The sequence below is a fragment of the Pseudomonas sp. FW507-12TSA genome (genome assembly GCF_058781435.1).
On the sequence record NZ_JBYSWT010000024.1, the window covers coordinates 38,767 to 57,337 of the forward strand.

An 18,571-nucleotide genomic window follows, 5' to 3' on the forward strand; every position below is an offset into this window, starting at 1 on the left:
ATAAGCTTCAAGCTGCAAGAATTGGATTTAGGTGCTTAGCGGTCTATCTATAACTTGAAGCTCGCAGCTTGAAGCTTGTCGCTGCCGTCAAGCTACCTCACACAGGGCGCTCGGATCGATGGATAACGCCAGGCGCTGGCCATTGGCGTGCAGGTCGGCAGCCGAACGGTTGAGTACATCCACCACCAGTTCCACGCCGTGGGCCTCGACCCGATAGCGGATGACGTTGCCCAGCAGGCTGTGGCCACGGATCAGCGCGTCCGGCTGGCCGTCCTTGCGCAGCTCGATGGCCTCGGGGCGAATGGCGATGCGCCCGCTCACCGGACGCTGCAACAGCTTGCTGGCGCTCTCGGCGTCCAGGAGGTTGTAGTTGCCGATGAAGCCGGCGGCGAATGCATCCACCGGCGCGGTGTACAGGGTCTCGGCATCGCCACTCTGGACGATCTGGCCCTGGTTCATCAGGAAGATCCGGTCCGACAGGGTCAGCGCTTCTTCCTGGTCATGGGTGACGAAGATGGTGGTCAGGCCCAGTTCCTGCTGGATATTGCGGATTTGCTCGCGCAGGTGCTTGCGGATCCGCGCGTCCAGTGCCGACAGCGGCTCATCCAGCAACAGCAGGCGCGGCCGGGTCACCAGGGAACGGGCCAGGGCCACGCGCTGGCACTGGCCGCCGGAGAGCTGGTGTGGGTAGCGGCTGGCGAAGTCCTTGAGCTCCACCAGTTGCAGGGCTTCACTGACGCGCTTGTGGCTGTCGTCGGCGTTGACCTTCTGCATGCGCAGGCCGAAGGCGACGTTCTGTTCCACGGTCATGTTGGGGAACAGCGCATAGCTTTGGAACACCATGCCGATCCCGCGTTTCTGCGGGCTCAGGGGCACGATATCCTGGCCGTCGAGGAGAATCTTGCCGGCATCCACCGGAGTCAGCCCGGCGATGCAGCGCAGCAGGGTGGACTTGCCGCAGCCGGAGGGGCCCAGCAGGGTGACGAACTCGCCCTTGTGGATCTGGCAGTTGATATCGCTGAACACCGTGGTGCCCGCGTAGTGCTTTTGCAGGTGTTGCACGTCGACGAAGCTCATTGGCTCTTGTCCCTGTTCAGGATGTTGGCGGCCCAGGTCAGGACCAGCACGAAGAAGAAGTAGGAGATCACCAGGGCGCTGGTGAAGTGGCCGCTGCTGTTGCGCATGTTGTTCAGGTATACCTGCAGGGTTTCGTAGCGGGTGCCCACCAGGATGTTGGCGAACACGAACTCGCCGAACAGGAACGAGAAGGACAGCAGCAGCGCCACCATCAGGCCCTTGCGCAGGTTCGGCAGGACTACCAGCAAGGCCGCCTGCCAAGTGCTGGCGCCCAGGAGCTGGGCGGCGTCCATCAGGTCCCGCAGGTTGATCGCCTGCAGGTTGTTGGTGATGGCCCGGTACATGAACGGCAGGGCCACGGTGAAGTAACAGCCGATCAGGATCCACGGCGTGCCGACCATGGCCAGGGGGCCTGAGCCGTATAACTGCAGCAGGCCCACCGAGGACACCACCGGCGGCACCGCGAAGGGCAGCAGGATCAGGATGTTCATCAGCGCATCGAGCTTGGGAAAGTGGTAGTGCACCACGAACAGCAGCGGCAGGATCAGCACCACCGACAAGACCAGGGCGCCGACGCAGACCAGCAGCGACTGGCCGAAGGCCGCGAGAAAGCGCGGGTCGCTCCACAACTGCAGGTACCACTTGAAGGTGAAGCCGCTGGGCAGGATGGTCGCCGACCAGCTGCTGGCGATGGAGTAGACGAAGGTCCCCAGCAGCGGCAATAGCAGGATGGCGAACAGCAGCCAGACCACGAACCGGTGGTAGAGGGCGACGGAGCCAGGTTCAGCGCGAGACATGGTAGCTCCTCTTGAGCAGCAACTGATGGACGATGGTCACCAGGGTCATCAGCGCCACCAGCACCACCGCCAGGGAGCTGGCCATGTTCGGATCCAGGGAAATGTCCCCGGAAACCATGGCCGCGATGCGGATCGGCAGGACGTTGAAGTTGCCGGTGGTCAGGGCATAGACCGTGGCATAGGCGCCCAGGGCGTTGGCCAGCAGGATCACGAAGGTGCCCAGCAGCGCCGGGGTCAGCACGGGAAGGCCGATATGCCGCCAGAACTGCCAGCCGCTGGCGCCCAGCAGGGCGGCGGATTCGCGCCAGTCTTCGCGCAGTGCGTCGAAAGCCGGGTACAGCAACAGCACCCCAAGCGGGATCTGGAAGTAGGTGTAGAGGATGATCAAGCCGGTCTTGGAGTAGAGGTTGAAGTCCTGGATGACCCCCGACTGCTTGAGCATGATGGTGATGGCACCGTTGAAGCCCAGCAGGATGATGAACGCGAAGGCCAGGGGCACGCCGGCGAAGTTGCTGGTCATGTTGGCGAAGGCATTGACGAAGTTGCGCAACCTGGAGTCGACCCGGCGCAGCGAGTAGCTACCCAGCACGGCGATGATGATGCCGAACACGCTGGACCAGAAGCTGATCTCCAGGCTGTACTGGATCGCCTGCAGGTAGAACTTCGAACTGAAGATCTTGCTGAAGTTGGCCAGGCCCCAGCCGAACTCCTCGGACTGCAGGCTGTTGATCAGCACCCACGCCAGCGGGGCCAGCTGGAACACGAGGAAGAACAGGGCGAAAGGCACCAGGCACAAGGCCGCCAGCCATTTGCCACGGGTCACTGAATTCACTTCAACAGCTCCCGGCAGAAGGGTTTGTCGTGGGGTACGCCGAGCAGTTGGCAGATGGTGCCGCACAGTTCGGTCTGCTTCGGTGTGGCCCCGGGATCGAGGCTGAAGGCCTCGCCGATGACGAATAGCGGCACCTCCCGTTCCTCCGGCAGCAGGCCATTGTGCGAACGATCGGCGTTCATGCCGTGGTCGGCGGTCACCAGCACCTGGTAGCCGGCGTCGAGCCAGCCTTGCAGGTAGTCGGCCAGGATGATGTCGGCCGAGCGTGCGCTGTTGCGGTACTGGGCGCTGTCCAGGCCGTGCTTGTGGCCGGCGTCGTCGATGTTCATCGGGTGCACCAGCAACAGGTTGGGAGCGTGGCGCAGGCGCAGGTCCTCGGCATCGGCGAACAGGTGGGAGTCGGGGTAGTGGTCGCTCCAGTAGAAGTGGCCGTACTGGATCGGCAACTCAGGGGCGACGGTGTGCCGGTCTCGCGCTGCATTGAACGGCGTGCGGTTGTACAGCTCGCTGATCCAGTGGTAAGCGGCAGCGGCGGTGCCCAGGCCGGCGGCCCGGGCGTAATGGAACAGGCTGCGCTGGGTGGACAGGCGCGAGACCTGGTTGTGCACGATGCCGCTGTCGATCGGCGGCACGCCGGTGAGGATGCATTCGTACAGCGGGCGGGACAGTGCCGGAAGCTCGCATTCCATTTGGTACAGCGCTGCGCGTCCTGCGCCGACGTAGGCTTGAAGATGTCCCATGGCGTGGCGGGCGACCTGGTGATTGAGGCCGTCGAGCACGACAAGGATGACGTTGTGTGACATGGGGCAAGGGCTCCGCAAGACCGAACAATCCCGTAGGAGCGCAGCTTGCCCGCGATGGTGTCGCTGCGATTTCAAGATAGACCGCAGCGCCTGGATCGCGGGCAAGCCTCGCCCCTACGGATGCAGCATTACTGCATGTTGATGATCACTTCTTCCTGCCACTTCTGCGGCAGGGCCTTGGAGGTCTTCTCCCAGGCTTCGGCATCCTTGATCGGCGTCACGTGCTTGTACTGCTCGTTGGGCAGCAGGTTGGCCTTGACGTCCGCCGGCAGGTTGACGTGTTCGGCGCGGATCGGGCGGGCATTGCCACGGGCCAGGTTGATCTGCCCGGCGTCGCTGAAGATGTACTCGCGGGTCAGCTTGGCCGCATTCGGGTGCTTGGCGTACTTGTTGATAATGGTGGTGTAGCCGGAGATCACCGAGCCGTCGGACGGGATCAGCACCTCGTAGTCGTCCTTGTTGACCATCTTGTTGCGGTAGCTCAGGCCGTTGAAGTCCCAGACCACGCCGACTTCCACTTCACCCTTCTCCATGGTGGCGATGGTCGGGTTGGCCAGGGACAGGCGCCCCTGCTTGGCGATCTCGGCGAACATCAGCAGCGCCGGCTGGATGTTCTTCTCGTCGCCACCCTTGGCGATGGCGGCGGCCAGGACGCCGTTGGCAGCCTGGGCGGCGGTGCTCACGTCACCGATGGACACCTTGTACTTGCCCTTTTCCAGGTCGGCCCAGCTCTTGGGTGCTTCGGAACCGTGCAGCAGCTTCTTGTTGACGATGAAGGCGATGGTGCCGGTATAGGCCAGGGCCCAGTTGCCGTCCTGGTCCTTGGCCCAGTCCGGGACCTGCGCCCAAGTGCTTGGCTTGTAGGGCTGGACCACGCCCTGCTTGACGGCGATCGGGCCGAACGCGGCGCCAACGTCGCCGATATCGGCGCTGGCATTGGCTTTCTCGGCGGCGAACTTGGCGATTTCCTGGGCCGAGCTCATGTCGGTGTCGATGTGCTTGAGGCCGTAGGTCTTGGCCAGGTCTTCCCAGGTGCCTTTCCAGTTGGCCCAGTCATCGGGCATGCCGACGCTGTTGATGGCGCCTTCCGCCTTCGCAGCGGCTTCCAGGGTTTTCAAGTCGTTGTCAGCGGCCATGGCGGCGGTACACATGGCGATGGTCGAACCTAACAGTGATGCCAGGAAAAGCTGTTTCATCCGAAGCTCCTTTGGGCGTGTTCCACGCTGCGTTGTGATCGACAGTCTTGCGGTGGGTTGGTCTAGGTCAGCAATACCTGAGCCAATCTAAGCCTGTTGGATGACACTTTTATGTCGATGCCTGCTGCGAACGCCTGGGGCCAGGCGCAGGCTCGACACTGCGAACTAAGCGTAGACCACGGAAAAACCCCCGTTTTCAAAGGCCCTGGCGGGAAAATTGCCGCCCTGGCCAGGGCCGTTCGCAAGCTTTGTCACATATCAGTCATCTGCGTTGCCTAGGCTTTGCAGTCAGGAGCAGGAGGCCGTACGGGTCGCTGCCAGGCACTGGGACGGTGCTGGTCTAGTCCAGATAGGTAACGTTGATGCGTATAGAGGCAACCAAGGCGGTGACAGCCATCGGCCAGGTACTGCAAGAACAGATCGCCCATGGCTTGCTGGCGCCGGGGAGCAAGCTGCCGGCCGAGCGCAAGCTCAGCGAGCTGTTCGCCACTACCCGGATCACCGTGCGTGAGGCTCTGCTGCAACTAGAGGCCCAGGGACAGATCTACCGCGAGGAGCGTCGGGGGTGGTTCGTTTCGCCACCGCGCCTGGCCTATAACCTGATGCAGCGCAGCCATTTCCACGCCATGGTCAGCGCCCAGGGCCGGGTGCCGTCCACCGAGGTGATTTGTGCACGTTTGCAACCGGCGTCGGCAGCGGTCTGCGCCTGGCTGCAACTTCCGGCCTTGTCCAGCGTGATCCAGATCTGCCGGGTGCGACGGATCGACGAGCGTCTGGTGCTGTATGTGGAGCATTACCTGAATCCGCAGTACTTCCCGAAGATCCTCGACCTGGACCTGAACCAGTCGATCACCGAGCTGTATGCCCGGCACTACGACCTGCATTACGGGCGGGTGCGTTTCGAGATCGTGCCCACGTCCCTGCAGCCGGAAGCGGCCGCGGCGCTCAAGGTCTCGGTGGGCAGCCCGGGACTGCGCATCGCCCGGGTCAACTACGACCAGCATCAGCGGCTGATCGATTGCGACCTGGAGTTCTGGCGCCACGATGCGATCCACGTCGGTGTGGATGTGGCCTGAGCCCGCTGCCTTCGCGCCAGCGGGCAGGGGCTTGCAGGCTTAGCAGGCCGTTGAAAAACGTAGGCGAGGCAGTCAACGCAAGGCAAAAACAGGCGAAAAAGCGCAGTTTACGCTTGGTAAATGAGCATTTTGAGCCCTGTTTTTAACGCAGCGATGGCAACGCAGGTAGCTTTTCAACGGCCTGTTAGGGATTGGCCCCGGCGAACAGATAGTCCGTGGTCAAGGACGCCAGGGTCCGCACGCCCACCACCAGCGCCGACTCGTCGACGAAGAATCCCGGGTTGTGGTTCGGCGCGGCCTTGGCCATGTCCTGGTCCCGGGGCGTCACGCCGAGGAACACGAACAGTCCCGGCGCCTGCTTGGCATAGAAGGAAAAGTCCTCCGCGCCGCCCACCAGCGGCCCTTGCACCACATCGTCCTTGGCTGCCCAGCGCAGGCTTGGCAGCATCTTCTCGGTCAGGGCCGGGTCGTTGATGGTCGGGTCGTACTTCTCGATGATGCTCACTTCGGCCTTGGCGCCGCCGCTCTCGGCGATCCGCTCCACGGTCTGGCGTACATCGCTGTGCAGTTTCTGGCGAATGCCATAGTCGTAGGAGCGGATGGTGCCGGTCATGTCCACCGATTCGGGAATGATGTTGTAGCGTGTGCCGCCGTTGATGGTGCCGATGCTGACCACCGACGGGTACGACGAAATATCGGTTCGGCGACTGACCATGGTCTGCAGCCCGACAATGGCCTGGGCCCCGACGGTGATCGGGTCGATGCCGTCCCAGGGGCGGCCGGCGTGGGTCTGCTTGCCGAGGATGCGGATGCGCAGGTCGTCGGAGCTGGCCAGGGTCGGGCCCGGGCGATAGGCGATGCGCCCGGCGGGAATCCCGGCCCAGACATGCAGGCCGAACACCGCGTCCGGCTTGGGCGATTGCATCACGCCTTCCTGCACCATCATCTTCGCGCCCCAGACGTTCTTGCCGTCTGGAATGAAATCGCTCGGGCCTTCTTCGGCGGGCTGGAAATAGAACACTACAGTGCCTGGCAGGCGCTCGCGCATGTCGCTGAGGACTTTCGCCGTGCTCAGCAAGATTGCCGTGTGGGCGTCGTGGCCGCAGGCGTGCATGACGTCCACTTCCTTGTCCAGGTAGCGCCCCTTGGCCTTGGAGGCGAACGGCAGGTCCGCGACCTCCTTGACCGGCAGTGCGTCCATGTCGGCGCGCAAGGCCACGGTGGGGCCGGGCAGGCCACCCTTGAGCACCGCCACCACGCCGGTGCGGGCGACGCCCGTGCGCACTTCCAGGCCCAGGGCGCGCAACTGCGTGGCTACCAACTCGGCAGTGCGGTGTTCGGTGTTGCCCAGTTCAGGGTGGGCATGGATATCGCGACGGGTTGCCAGCAGTGTCGGCTCCAGGGCCTTGGCCTGTTCGGCGATGTGCTTGCGGGCCTGCGCCATGGCGCTGTCGTCGGCGGCATGGACGTAGTGGCCGGACAAGGCCAGGACACTGACCAGGCAAGCGCTGGCGATAGTGGATAGCTGCATGGGGACTCTCTCCTTGATTGTTGTTGGAGTACGGGGCTGCCAGGTCCTGTGGCGTGCTGTGCCGCCCTGTCTGGACCGCCTTGCCATGGAGCGCGCAGCCGTGCCCCGGCGTGCCGCTCGCGTTACGCCTCGGTCTGGGAGCCGCCCCCGGCGGTGACCACCTGGATGCTCATGCGCGGGGTCGCCAGGTCCAGCCCGGCCTCGTCGAGGTGGCGCTTGAGCGACAGGTTGAAGGCCCGGGACACTTCCCATTGCTTGATCGGAGCGGTCTTGAAGCGGGCACGGAGGACGGCGCTGCCGGATTCGAAGCTCTCCACCCCCTGGATCTCCAGGGGCGACCAGATATTGCGCCGCTGCAGCGGGTCGGTGCGCATCTTCTGGCCGACATCGCGCATCAGCTTGATCGCATCGTCGATCTCCATGTTGTAGGGGATCGCCACGCGGAAGATGGCGTAGCCGAACTCCCGGGAGTAGTTCTTGATGCTCTTGATCTCGCTGAACGGAATGGTGTGGACGATGCCGTCGATGTCCCGCAGGCGCACGGTGCGGATGGTCAGGCCCTCGACGGTGCCCAGGTGGCCGCCGACATCCACGTAGTCGTCGATGGCCAGGGAGTCCTCGATGATGATGAACAGGCCGGTGATCAGGTCCGCCACCAGCGACTGGGCGCCGAAACCGATGGCCAGGCCGATCACACCGGCACCGGCCAGCAGCGGCGTGACATTCATGCCCATGTTGGCCAGGGCGACGATGGTGGCGATGATGAAAATCGCCACGAACAGCACGTTGCGGATCAACGGCATCATGGTCTGGGCGCGGGCATTGGCCAGGCCCTTGCGCGAGCGGGTCAGCGCGTGGTGCACGGCGGTGTCGCTGAGGATCCAGATCAGCCAGGCGAAGATCAGGGTGCCGCCGAGGCCGAACAGCTTGACGCTGACTTCGTGGCCGTCGCCTTCGGTGAAACGGATCAGCGACATGCCCCAGACCCGCAAGCCCAGTTCGATGAAGGCCAGCCACACGGCGAGGTGGGCCAGGGTGTAGAAGAACCCCTTGAGCCGCTCGGAATACAGCGCATGGCGTTTGTGCCCGCGGTGGGGGCGCTGGGCATGGCGGCGCACCAGGCCATTGATCACCATGCACAGCACCAGCAGCACGGTGCATAGCAGCGACTGGCGCAGGGCGGTGCTGGTGTCGCCGGCGGAGACGAAGGTGGCGAACAGCGAGATGCCCACCAGCACCAGGGCAGGGAGGTACCAGAATGTACCGATGATCTCGATGGTGTCGCTCAAGGCCCGGCGCGTCAGGCGGCGCGCCAGGGGCTGGTTGCGGATCAGGTGGGCGATCGGCCGCCGGAAGCGCAGGATGAACACCCCGGTGGACAGGGCGGCCATGACATTGGCGAAGGTCGCGGCGGTATGGGCCAGGTGCTGGCCGAGGCTGGCCACCATGCGCGGATCGCTCAGGGCCTCGCCGAAGGCGGCGAAGCTGCCGATCCACCACAGCGGTCGAAACGCCTGGCGCCGCAGGATGTACAGGGCGCGATGGCGGTGGGGGCCGTCGAGCACCGAGAATGCCACCACGCAGATCGCCGAGAAGCAGGTGCCGACCACCAGGGCATAGGCCAGGACCATGGCCAGGTCCTTGCCCAGGGACGAGGGCAGGGAATAGGTCATGTACACGGTAATCAGCAGGGCGATCATCCAGGGGCCGAGCTTGCGCAAGGCGAAGCGCAAGAGGTCCCAGGTCTTGGGGTGCTGGGGCAGGTCCTCGGTAAGGCCGAAGCGCAGGCGCACGCGATGGCTGAGCCAGATCAGCGCCGCTGCCAGCAGGCTCCAGACCATGAGGATCAGGGCAAAGGCGAAGATGATCGGCAGCCACTGGCTGGCCGGCAGTACCAGGGCCGCCAGTTCCTGCCTGGCCAGCTCGAACTCGTCGGTCCAGCGGGTCGCGGGGCTGTCAGCGCCGGAAAACTGCTTTTCCAGGGTCGACAAGGTGCCGCCGATCAGCCCGAGCACGCCTTCCTCGGGGGTGGGCTGGGCTTTTTTCGTGGTGTCGCGCAGGCGCTTGAGGTCCGCCAGCAGCTTGGTCCGCTGCTGGTCGTTCTCCAGGGACTTGATCACTTGGTCCAGGGACTGCCCCAGGGGCTCCTCGGCTTGCGGCTGGGGCTTGGCCTGGTTGCCCAGCAGGCCAGGCAGGCCGACGGCCTGGGCGCTGTTGAGGGGCAGGAGGGTCAGCAGGCAGACGAGCACATAGCAGGGCAGGGCGAACAGACGAGCGAACACTGGGCGGTCAACCTCGGACGTTTACGGTATCGACCGAGTGTACGAGGCCGCCAAATCCAATGCGAGGGCGAGCGGCGCTTTTATTCCGCGAGCTTGGCCAGGATCTTGTAGACCACGGTGCCGAGGATCAGCAGCATGCCGATCCACATGCTGAGTACGCCCAGGTTCTTGTCGCGGAAATTGAAGCCGATGGCCAGGAGGATCATGCCAATGAGGATCGGCACGAGCATGGCATGGAATGAAGACATCGAAATCATGGCAATGGCCTCCTCAGAAGGAATGCTTATAAGTCTAGGTCGTTTTGTCGCGATTCGTAGTGATGTGCATCAGCGACCAGCGATCTGTCGCCGGGACCGGGGCCGTGCTGGCGCAGGCGCAGGCGCAGGTGCCTGTGCCAGCAGCGGTTGGTGGTTTAAGGCAGCTCTTGGCTGGCGTAGAAGGCGCTCAGCACCTTGACCAGGTGGGCCAGGTCGTGGCTGCCGCACAGCTCGCGGATCGAGTGCATGGCGAAGGTCGGCAGGCCGATATCGACGGTGCGCACGCCCAGGTGGCTGGCGGTGATCGGGCCGATGGTCGAGCCGCAGCCCATGTCGCTGCGTACCACGAAACTCTGCACCGGCACCTCTTCGGCCATGCACAGGTGACGGAAGAAACCGGCGGTTTCGCTGTTGGTGGCGTAGCGCTGGTTGCTGTTGACCTTGATCACCGGGCCGGCGTTGAGCTTGGGGCCGTGGTTGGCGTCGTGCTTGTCGGCGTAGTTGGGGTGGACTCCGTGGGCGTTGTCGGCGGAAACCAGCAGCGACTTCTGGATGGTGCGCACGAACTCGTCGCCCTCGGGCAGCAAGCGGCGCAGGGTCTGCTCGAGCATCGGGCCGTCGGCGCCGCAGGCCGAGCAGGAGCCGACTTCCTCATGGTCGTTGCACACCAGCACGCAGGTTTCGTCGCTGTCGGCATTGAGCAGGGCCTGCAGGCCGGCGTAGCAGGACAGCAGGTTGTCCAGGCGCGCGCCGGCGATGAAGTCCTCGTGCAGGCCGATCACCGCCGCGCCCTGGGTATCGTAGAAGCTCAGTTCGTAGTCCAGCACCACGTCGGCGTTCAGGCCGTGCTCACGGGCCAACTGGTCGGTCAGTACGGCACGGAAATCCACGCGCTCGTCGCCGGCGAACTGGGCGAGGATCGGTGGCAGTTCGTTCTGCGCGTTGATGGCCCAACCCTGGTTGGCTTCACGGTTGAGGTGGATGGCCAGGTTGGGAATGACCGCGATCGGCGCCTTGAAGTCGATCAGTTGGCTTTCCACCTTGCCATCGCGGCGGAAGGTCACCCGGCCGGCCAGGGACAGGTCGCGGTCGAACCAGGGGGCAAGCAATGCGCCGCCGTAGACTTCCACGCCCAGTTGCCAGAAGCCCTGGCGTTGCAGCTCTGGTTGGGGCTTGACCCGTAGGCACGGGCTGTCGGTGTGGGCGCCCACCATGCGGATGCCGCCGTGCAGGGGGGAGTGCCGACCCAGCTTGATCGCGACGATGGAGGAGTCGTTGCGCGTGACGTAGTAGCGGCCATTGGCTTCGGTGGCCCACGGCTCGCGCTCGTCCAGGCGCTGGTAGCCTGCTGCTTCCAGGCGTTGAACCAGGCTGGCAGTGGCATGGAAAGGGGTAGGGGAGGCCTTGAGGAAGTCGATCAGGCCTTGGTTCAGCTCTTCGCGCATAAGTAGCTCCAGACAGCAGTGGCGCGAGTTTAACGTATTGGGCAGGGGCTATGGGCAAGAGCATTGTGCTGCTTGCCCATCCTGTGGGTGGGTGCCTCAGGCGATAGGCTGGCGCAGGTAGCCGAGAATGGCTTGGTGGTCTTCCCGGCGCTCGGGCATAGGCAGGTGCTCCGGCCAGGCGCCGTCCTCGAGGGCCAGCATGGCTTGCTGTTGCTGTTCGTCCCAGCGGCCGATTTCACGAGATGCGCATTCCCACCAGGCATGCCGGCACGCCGAATGATACGGCGCATCGGACAGCGAGCTGCCGTAGAGCACGTCGCGGCCGATCTTTTTCTGTCCCCCTTTGAGCTTGCGCAACCGCCACTTGATCCGCAGTCGCTGCCACAGATGCGGCAGGGGTTTGCTCCGGGGCATTTCCTGGCACAGCTTGATCAGCTCGGGGCGATAGTCCTCGCCGTGCAAGGCAAAGAAGTGCGCCTGCATGGCATGGAAGAAGCGTTTCGCCGCGAAGTAGTGATAAACGTGTTTCCTGGCTTCCTGCACCGGCTTGCCGCGCATGGTGAACGACAGCGCGACTTGTTCGATGGTATGGATCTCGAAAGGCTCGCGGGTCCACTCGTCGATCAGTTCGATGGCCCTTTCCAGCATCGGCAAGTCGCTGTCGGTGAGGCCGCACAGTCCACTGTTATACAGCCGGAAGTCGCTGTCAGGTTCGATGCCGTGGGGTTTCAGGCACTGGCCGAGCTTGTGGTAGACCGGGCGCTTGCTGACGTCTCGCCAGTGATATTCGAAGCAGTCCATCAGGTAACGCTGAGGGCTGATCTGCTTGAACAGCAGATGTGGGTTCTTCAAGAACAGGGTGTCGGTATCGACGAACAGAGTCTTCTCAGCAAGTTGCAAGCCACTGGCGATAGCGCAGGCCTTGCGTCGATGGTGATAGCCGTTCTGGCCTTGCCATTGCTGCAGGGTCTGCTCATCCAGGGCGACAGTATCCACGGGCCAGCCGGCATAGTCTTCTGGCCGGTCGGTCATGATCCTGATGCACAGCGATTCGCTGCTCCTCAAGTGGCTGAGGGCGGTGAGGATGCTGAACTTGACTTCGCGCCGGTAGACCGCATTGCTGCCGTAGACCAGGTAGAGCAGTTGCTGCGGTGTTTTCTCTGTGTTGCGGGGAGACGGTACTGCAGGGAACGTCATCGTTTCGAGTGTCCTTACTTCTGGATAGGCGCTGGAGAATCGGGTGTTGTCAGAACGGGGCAGGGCATTCGAAGCGCAGGCGCTCGCCGGTCTGGGGGTGGGTGAAGGCCAGCATGCTTGCATGCAGGCATAGGCGCGGCCAGGCGGCCAGGGCCTGGGGATGGGCGTAGAGACCGTCGCCCAGCAATGGGTGGCCGATCGACAGCATATGCACTCGCAACTGGTGGGAGCGGCCGGTGATAGGGGTCAACTCGACACGGCACCAGTCGCCGCAGCGCTCCAACACGCGCCAGAAGGTCAAGGCGTGCTTGCCCTGCTCGTGGTCCACCACGTGCCGTGGCTTGGTCGGCGGGTCATAGCGCAGGGGCAAGTCGATACTGCCGCTGTCCAGTTCCGGCTGGCCCCAGCACAGGGCGGTATAGGCTTTTTCGGTTTCACGGTCATGAAACTGCCGGGACAGTTCGCGATGGGTGTCCGGGTCCCGGGCCAGGAGAATGATCCCTGAGGTTTCCCAGTCCAGGCGGTGGACGATGCGGGCTTCGGGATAGCCGTTTTCCTGCAGGCGGGTGATCAGGCAGTCCTTGTTGTCGTCGGCGCGACCGGGCACCGAAAGCAGCAGGGTAGGTTTGTTCACCACCAGAATGGCGGCATCCTGGTACAGGATGTGGATATTGGACAACGGCATCAAAACAGTCTCGTAACAAACGCCAACGGCGGCTCGCCGACCCCATGCATGCATGAGGCCCGCGAGCCGCCGTGGTTTCCGCCCGGTCGATCAGCGATCAGGCAGAGTGATGTTGAGTTCAAGGATCGAGCAGCTACCCTGGTTTTCCAGGGCGACCTGCACATCATCGGACCCGATATTGACGTACTTGCGGATCACTTCCACCAGTTCCTTCTGCAAGGCGGGCAAGTAATCCGGGGTGCTGCGCTGGCCGCGTTCATGCGCCACGATGATCTGTAGACGCTCTTTCGCTACCGACGCGGTACTGACCTTTTTGCTGGCACGAAAGAAGTCGAAAAGATTCATTATCTACCTCCAAACAGGCGCTCGAAGAATCCCTTCTTCTCGACATTCAGGAACCGGTGTTCTTTTTCCTTGCCCAGCAAGCGATCGACAGTATCGCTGTAGGCTTGGCCGGCATCGCTCTGGTCGTCGAGGATGACAGGGATACCCTGGTTGGAGGCTTTCAGTACCGCCTGGGATTCCGGGATCACGCCCAGCAGGCGGACGGCGAGGATTTCCTTGACGTCTTCGACGCCGAGCATTTCGCCTTTCTCGACACGCTCGGGGTGGTAGCGGGTGATCAGCAGGTGTTCCTGGATCGGCTCCTCGCCTTTTTCCGCACGACGCGATTTGCTGGCCAGCAGGCCCAGCATGCGGTCGGAGTCACGGACCGAGGATACTTCCGGGTTGGTCACGACGATCGCTTCGTCAGCGAAGTACATGGCCAGGTGGGCGCCTTTTTCGATGCCGGCCGGGGAGTCGCAGACCACGAAGTCGAAGGACTCCTTGAGCTCCATCAGGACTTTCTCCACGCCTTCCTGGGTCAGGGCATCCTTGTCGCGGGTCTGGCTGGCGGCCAGCACGTAGAGGTTTTCCAGGCGCTTGTCTTTGATCAGGGCTTGTTGCAGGTTGGCTTCGCCATTCACCACGTTGACGAAGTCATATACCACGCGACGCTCGCAGCCCATGATCAGGTCGAGGTTACGCAGGCCGACGTCGAAGTCGACGATGACAGTCTTGTGGCCACGCAGAGCGAGGCCGGTACCGATAGCGGCGCTGGTGGTGGTTTTACCCACACCACCCTTGCCGGATGTAACAACGAGAATCTTGGCCAAGGTGTTTCACCCCTAAGGAAAAAGGACTTTGGGTCCCTGAAAAACATCTCTTGAAAACTACTGCAGTCGGACAGCCTTGGCTGGAGCTCGGTCAGTGGCAGGGTTTATCTTCGATAAACGCTGCTTATTGCCAATTTCCCACTTCGTTTGAGCCGTATTCGCTACGTTTTAGAGATGCTTGGAAAATGCGGCAGTATCCGTTAAAGACGGATGATGTTCAACACGTCACCCGACAGGCTGACCTGGACTCCAGAGCCCCACAGGGGGTCGCGCCGCAGGTCCTCGGAGACCTTGTACTGGCCCGCGATGGAGATCAGTTCGGCGCTCAGTTGCTGGCAGAAAATCCGTGCCTTGGTGTCGCCCTTGACACCGGCCAGGGCTCGGCCACGCATCGGGCCGTATACATGGATATTGCCATCGGCGAGAAGTTCCGCACCGGGGCTGACCGAGGACACCACCACCAGGTCGCCACCCTGGGCGTAGATCTGCTGGCCACCACGTACTGGCGAGGTGATGATGCGGGTCGGCTTGACCGTGGGTTCAGGGGGCTTTTCCGGCGCCTTGCGGACTTCGCTTTCCGGTGGCTCCAGTGGCCGTTCCCGGGCTCCGGAAGGGGGCAGTACCGGCAGGTCCACGGCGATCGCCGCAGCGATGTCCTCGATGCGGCTGGCGCGGATGGCCAGGGTCCGCAGGCCGTGATGACGGCAGACGCGCATCAGCCCGGGCAGGTCCACCGAGCCTTCGGCGGCGGGCAGCTTGTCCAGGGCCAGTACCAGTGGGGCATTGCTGAAGAAGTTCGGGGCCTGGGCGACCTTGGCGGCCAGCTGGCGATCGAGACCTTCCAGGTCGTTGCGGGCCAGCTCCAGCACAGTGATGGCGAGCATGCTGCCCTTTAACTGGAAGACAGGATCTTGGTCTAGCAATTCGGTTTGGCTCATGGTCTGCAGGGGGCGGCTTGTCACTAAAAGTGCCGAGACTTATAACGAGAACGCCCGCGGGCCGCAAGCCAGGTCGAACCGTTGTAGAATGCGCGACCTTGTTGTCTGTCCGGAATCTGTAATGGATCGCCCGCGTTTTCGAGCTGCATTCCTTCATCCTCGCTTTTGGCCGCTGTGGCTGGGTCTCGGGGTGTTATGGCTGGTCGTCCAGCTGCCCTATCCTTTATTACTGCTGATCGGTCGCGCCCTGGGAGCCCTGATGTACCGGGTCGCCGGTGAGCGCCGGCGGATCGCCCAGCGCAACCTGGAGCTGTGCTTCCCGGAAAAGTCCGCCCAGGAGCGCAAGCGCCTGCTCAAGGAGAACTTCGCGTCCACCGGCATCGCCTTCTTCGAGATGGCCATGAGCTGGTGGTGGTCCAAACCGCGCCTGGCACGCCTGGCCCATGTCGAGGGGCTGGAGCACTTGAGGCAAGCCCAGCGCGAAGGGCAGGGAGTGATCCTCATGGCCCTGCACTTCACCACCCTGGAAATCGGCGCGGCCCTGCTGGGCCAGCAGCACACCATCGATGGCATGTACCGCGAGCACAAGAACCCGCTGTTCGACTTCATCCAGCGTCGTGGCCGTGAGCGACACAACCTCGACTCACTGGCGGTGGAGCGCGAGGACGTACGCGGCATGCTCAAGCTGCTGCGCTCCGGTCGCGCCATCTGGTACGCGCCGGATCAAGACTACGGCGCCAAGCAGAGCCTGTTCGTGCCGCTATTCGGCATCCAGGCCGCCACGGTCACCGCCACCACCAAGTTCGCCCGCCTGGGCAAGGCGCTGGTGGTACCGTTCACCCAGGAGCGCCTGGCCGATGGCAGCGGTTATCGGCTGGTGATCCATCCGCCGATGACGGACTTCCCAGGCGCCAGCGAAGAAGCGGATTGCCTGCGGATCAACCAGTGGGTCGAGAGCGCGCTGCGTGCCTGCCCCGAGCAGTACCTGTGGGCCCACCGGCGTTTCAAGAGCCGTCCGCCAGGCGAGCCCCGGCTTTACCCGAAACGCGGTTGATTCCCCGACAGTGACTAGCGCCCCCAAGGCGTCATGGATGGAGTGGATTGATGAGTGCGGTGCAACCGGTCACAGGTTTGATTCTTTCCGGCGGTGGGGCCCGAGCGGCCTACCAGGTGGGGGTGTTGTCGGCGATCGCCGAATTGCTGGGGCCCGGGGCGCGTAATCCGTTCCCGGTGATCGTCGGCACTTCCGCCGGCGCGATCAATGCGGTCAGCCTGGCCAGTGGTGCCAGTAATTTCTCGGCGGCGATCGAGCGCCTGACAACGTTCTGGGGCAACTTTCGCAGTCACCAGGTGATGCGCAGCGATTGGCCGGGAGTGATTCGCCAGGCCAGCCGCTTCGTTGGCCACAGCCTGCTGGGCCTGGGTTCCCAGGTGCCGGTGGCGTTGATCAACAGCTCGCCGCTACGCGATCTGCTCGACCAGCACATGCAGCTCGCGGGGATCGACGAGGCCATCGCCCTGGGGCAACTGCACGCGGTGGCGGTCACGGCTTTCGGTTATGAATCCGGCCAGGCGGTGACCTTCTACCAGGGCGGCGGAGTGATCGACCCCTGGCTGCGGCACCGGCGGATCGGTCTTCCCACGCGCTTGACGGTGGATCACCTGCTGGCCAGTTCGGCCATTCCACTGCTGTTCGCCCCGGTGAAGCTGCAGCAGGAGTACTTCGGCGATGGTGCGGTGCGCCAGTCGGCGCCCATCAGCCCGGCCCTGCACCTGGGCGCCAGCCGGGTACTGGTGGTCGGGGTCAGCGGCAACCCTCGGAGCAACGACCCGCAGAGTCTCGTGGAGCGTACCTACACCGGCCAGGAGCCGACCCTGGCGCAGATCGGCGGCCACATGCTCAACAGCACCTTCATCGACAGCCTGGAAAGCGACATCGAACTGCTCGAGCGGCTCAATCACTTCACCCGACTGGTACCGGGCGGCGCCAGCGAAAGTGGCTTGGGCATCGCCCCGGTGGAGGTGCTGGTGATCGCCCCCAGCCAGCCGATCGACGAGATCGCCGCGCGTCACCGCCACGAATTGCCGGCGGCCTTGCGCCTGTTCCTGCGCGGGCCGGGGGCGACCCGTACCAGTGGTGCCGGGGTGCTGAGCTACCTGCTGTTCGAGGCAGCCTACTGCAGCGAGTTGATCGAGCTGGGCCGCAGCGACGCCCTGGCCAAGGCTGGGGAGCTGGTGCGTTTCCTCGGTTTGCGCAAGGCCCTGGCCCCGGCCTGAAACCCCTGGCCTGCGAGCCTCAGTCGGTCAGGCGGTCATCGCGAAAATCCCGCAGGGCCTGCTCGATCTCCTCCCGGCTATTCATCACGAAAGGGCCGTACTGCACCACCGGTTCTCCCAGGGGCTTGCCGGCGATCAGCAGCACCCGGGCGCCCGCCCGGCTGTCCAGGCGCAGCTCACCTTCGTCGGCCAGGCGTACCAGGCGGCTGCTGGCGATGCTCTGCGGGTGCCCCGGCAACTCGATCGAACCTTCATAGACGTACAGCAACACTCTGTGTCCCGCCGGCAGTCGTGGACTGACCGAGGCTCCGGCCGGCAGGTGCAGGTCGAAGTAATGCGGTTCGGTATGGGGGCGCTCCACTGCTCCGGCCTGCTGGCTGTGACCATCGTCGAAGCGTCCGGCGATCACCACCGCCTCGACCCCACCAGCCGTGGTCAGCCGCGGGATGTCCTGGGGCTGGATATCACGATAGGCGGCCGGATCGAGCTTGTGCCGGCCCGGCAGATTCAGCCACAACTGGAAGCCGCGCATCACGCCTTGTTCCTGTTCCGGCATCTCGCTGTGGATGATGCCCTTGGCAGCGGTCATCCACTGCACGCCGCCGCTTTGCAGCAGGCCGACGTTGCCCAGGTGGTCTTCATGGCGCATGCGGCCTTCGAGCATGTAGGTCACGGTCTCGAAGCCACGGTGCGGGTGGGGCGGGAAGCCGGCGATGTAGTCGTCGGGGTTTTGTGAACCGAATTCGTCGAGCATCAGGAACGGATCGAAGCGTTCGACGCCATGGCCACCGAAGACCCGGGTCAGTTTCACTCCGGCACCGTCGGATGCGGGCTGGCCGCTATGGACGCTGAGTACCTTGCGCAGTTGGGTCATGGAGCAACTCCTGGTCGATAAGTGGAATGAGCGGGATGTTATGCCTGTCTCATCGATCGATGGTTGCGAAATGTGCGCTGGTTTTATCGAATTGGTCGATATTTTGCGTGCTGCCTCCAGCCATCGGAGGCAGCACCCGGCATGCCG

18 protein-coding genes are annotated in these 18,571 nt (G+C 63.6%); 3 read left to right on the forward strand and 15 right to left on the reverse strand.

Annotated elements, in window-relative coordinates:
• Window positions 1-87 precede the first annotated feature (87 nt).
• The 5 genes from AC3WK8_RS21475 to AC3WK8_RS21495 form a co-directional block, all read right to left on the reverse strand.
• Window positions 88-1,077 carry an ABC transporter ATP-binding protein gene (locus AC3WK8_RS21475; RefSeq protein ID WP_053133287.1) on the reverse strand — a complete coding sequence of 330 codons (990 nt, stop codon included), beginning with the start codon at window positions 1,075-1,077 and terminating at the stop codon, window positions 88-90.
• Window positions 1,074-1,874 (reverse strand): ABC transporter permease, encoded by an 801-nt coding sequence (locus tag AC3WK8_RS21480; RefSeq protein ID WP_103325803.1) that lies wholly within the window; start codon window positions 1,872-1,874, stop codon window positions 1,074-1,076. The genes AC3WK8_RS21475 and AC3WK8_RS21480 overlap by 4 nt, the downstream gene beginning before the upstream one ends.
• Window positions 1,861-2,706: an ABC transporter permease gene (locus AC3WK8_RS21485; protein WP_103325804.1), complete on the reverse strand. Its 846-nt coding sequence runs from the start codon at window positions 2,704-2,706 to the stop codon at window positions 1,861-1,863. Before AC3WK8_RS21485 ends, AC3WK8_RS21480 begins: the two co-directional genes overlap by 14 nt.
• Window positions 2,703-3,509, reverse strand: a complete 807-nt coding sequence (locus AC3WK8_RS21490; protein WP_103325805.1) for an alkaline phosphatase family protein — start codon at window positions 3,507-3,509, stop codon at window positions 2,703-2,705. The genes AC3WK8_RS21485 and AC3WK8_RS21490 overlap by 4 nt, the downstream gene beginning before the upstream one ends.
• A gap of 128 nt (window positions 3,510-3,637) precedes the next feature.
• The gene (locus AC3WK8_RS21495; protein WP_103325806.1) at window positions 3,638-4,705 is read right to left on the reverse strand and encodes an ABC transporter substrate-binding protein; all 1,068 of its coding nucleotides are present in this window, start codon (window positions 4,703-4,705) and stop codon (window positions 3,638-3,640) included.
• Between the two features lie 362 nt (window positions 4,706-5,067).
• On the opposite strand from AC3WK8_RS21495, the gene AC3WK8_RS21500 reads away from it, so the two are divergent.
• On the forward strand, window positions 5,068-5,781 hold the full coding sequence (locus AC3WK8_RS21500; protein ID WP_103325807.1) for a UTRA domain-containing protein: 714 nt from the start codon (window positions 5,068-5,070) through the stop codon (window positions 5,779-5,781).
• A gap of 184 nt (window positions 5,782-5,965) precedes the next feature.
• On the opposite strand, the gene AC3WK8_RS21505 is transcribed toward AC3WK8_RS21500, so the two are convergent.
• The 9 genes from AC3WK8_RS21505 to minC all read right to left on the reverse strand — a co-directional run bounded on the left by AC3WK8_RS21505 (window position 5,966) and on the right by minC (window position 15,273).
• Window positions 5,966-7,312, reverse strand: a complete 1,347-nt coding sequence (locus AC3WK8_RS21505; RefSeq protein ID WP_103325808.1) for an amidohydrolase — start codon at window positions 7,310-7,312, stop codon at window positions 5,966-5,968.
• Window positions 7,313-7,434: 122 nt separating this feature from the next.
• Window positions 7,435-9,594 (reverse strand): mechanosensitive ion channel family protein, encoded by a 2,160-nt coding sequence (locus AC3WK8_RS21510; protein ID WP_103325809.1) that lies wholly within the window; start codon window positions 9,592-9,594, stop codon window positions 7,435-7,437.
• Between the two features lie 80 nt (window positions 9,595-9,674).
• The gene (locus tag AC3WK8_RS21515) at window positions 9,675-9,851 is read right to left on the reverse strand and encodes a hypothetical protein (protein ID WP_022640180.1); all 177 of its coding nucleotides are present in this window, start codon (window positions 9,849-9,851) and stop codon (window positions 9,675-9,677) included.
• Between the two features lie 155 nt (window positions 9,852-10,006).
• On the reverse strand, window positions 10,007-11,296 hold the full coding sequence (locus tag AC3WK8_RS21520) for a M18 family aminopeptidase (protein WP_103325810.1): 1,290 nt from the start codon (window positions 11,294-11,296) through the stop codon (window positions 10,007-10,009).
• A 96-nt stretch (window positions 11,297-11,392) separates the two neighbouring features.
• Complete coding sequence (locus AC3WK8_RS21525) at window positions 11,393-12,493, reverse strand: hypothetical protein (RefSeq protein ID WP_103325811.1); 1,101 nt, start codon at window positions 12,491-12,493, stop codon at window positions 11,393-11,395.
• Window positions 12,494-12,542: 49 nt separating this feature from the next.
• The gene (locus tag AC3WK8_RS21530) at window positions 12,543-13,178 is read right to left on the reverse strand and encodes an RluA family pseudouridine synthase (RefSeq protein ID WP_053133275.1); all 636 of its coding nucleotides are present in this window, start codon (window positions 13,176-13,178) and stop codon (window positions 12,543-12,545) included.
• A 90-nt stretch (window positions 13,179-13,268) separates the two neighbouring features.
• Complete coding sequence (gene minE, locus AC3WK8_RS21535) at window positions 13,269-13,523, reverse strand: cell division topological specificity factor MinE (protein WP_010224188.1); 255 nt, start codon at window positions 13,521-13,523, stop codon at window positions 13,269-13,271.
• Window positions 13,523-14,335 carry a septum site-determining protein MinD gene (minD, locus tag AC3WK8_RS21540; protein ID WP_031320287.1) on the reverse strand — a complete coding sequence of 271 codons (813 nt, stop codon included), beginning with the start codon at window positions 14,333-14,335 and terminating at the stop codon, window positions 13,523-13,525. Before minD ends, minE begins: the two co-directional genes overlap by 1 nt.
• Window positions 14,336-14,535: 200 nt before the next feature.
• Window positions 14,536-15,273, reverse strand: a complete 738-nt coding sequence (minC, locus tag AC3WK8_RS21545; protein WP_053133272.1) for a septum site-determining protein MinC — start codon at window positions 15,271-15,273, stop codon at window positions 14,536-14,538.
• 121 nt (window positions 15,274-15,394) lie between these two features.
• On the opposite strand from minC, the gene AC3WK8_RS21550 reads away from it, so the two are divergent.
• Entirely contained in the window at window positions 15,395-16,327 is a 933-nt protein-coding gene (locus tag AC3WK8_RS21550) for a lipid A biosynthesis lauroyl acyltransferase (RefSeq protein WP_022640175.1), read from the forward strand.
• A 50-nt stretch (window positions 16,328-16,377) separates the two neighbouring features.
• The gene (locus AC3WK8_RS21555; protein WP_085596820.1) at window positions 16,378-17,550 is read left to right on the forward strand and encodes a patatin-like phospholipase family protein; all 1,173 of its coding nucleotides are present in this window, start codon (window positions 16,378-16,380) and stop codon (window positions 17,548-17,550) included.
• Window positions 17,551-17,569: 19 nt separating this feature from the next.
• Here the strand turns inward: AC3WK8_RS21555 and AC3WK8_RS21560 are convergent, their stop codons facing one another.
• Window positions 17,570-18,424 carry a pirin family protein gene (locus tag AC3WK8_RS21560; protein WP_103325812.1) on the reverse strand — a complete coding sequence of 285 codons (855 nt, stop codon included), beginning with the start codon at window positions 18,422-18,424 and terminating at the stop codon, window positions 17,570-17,572.
• Window positions 18,425-18,571: the final 147 nt, after the last annotated feature.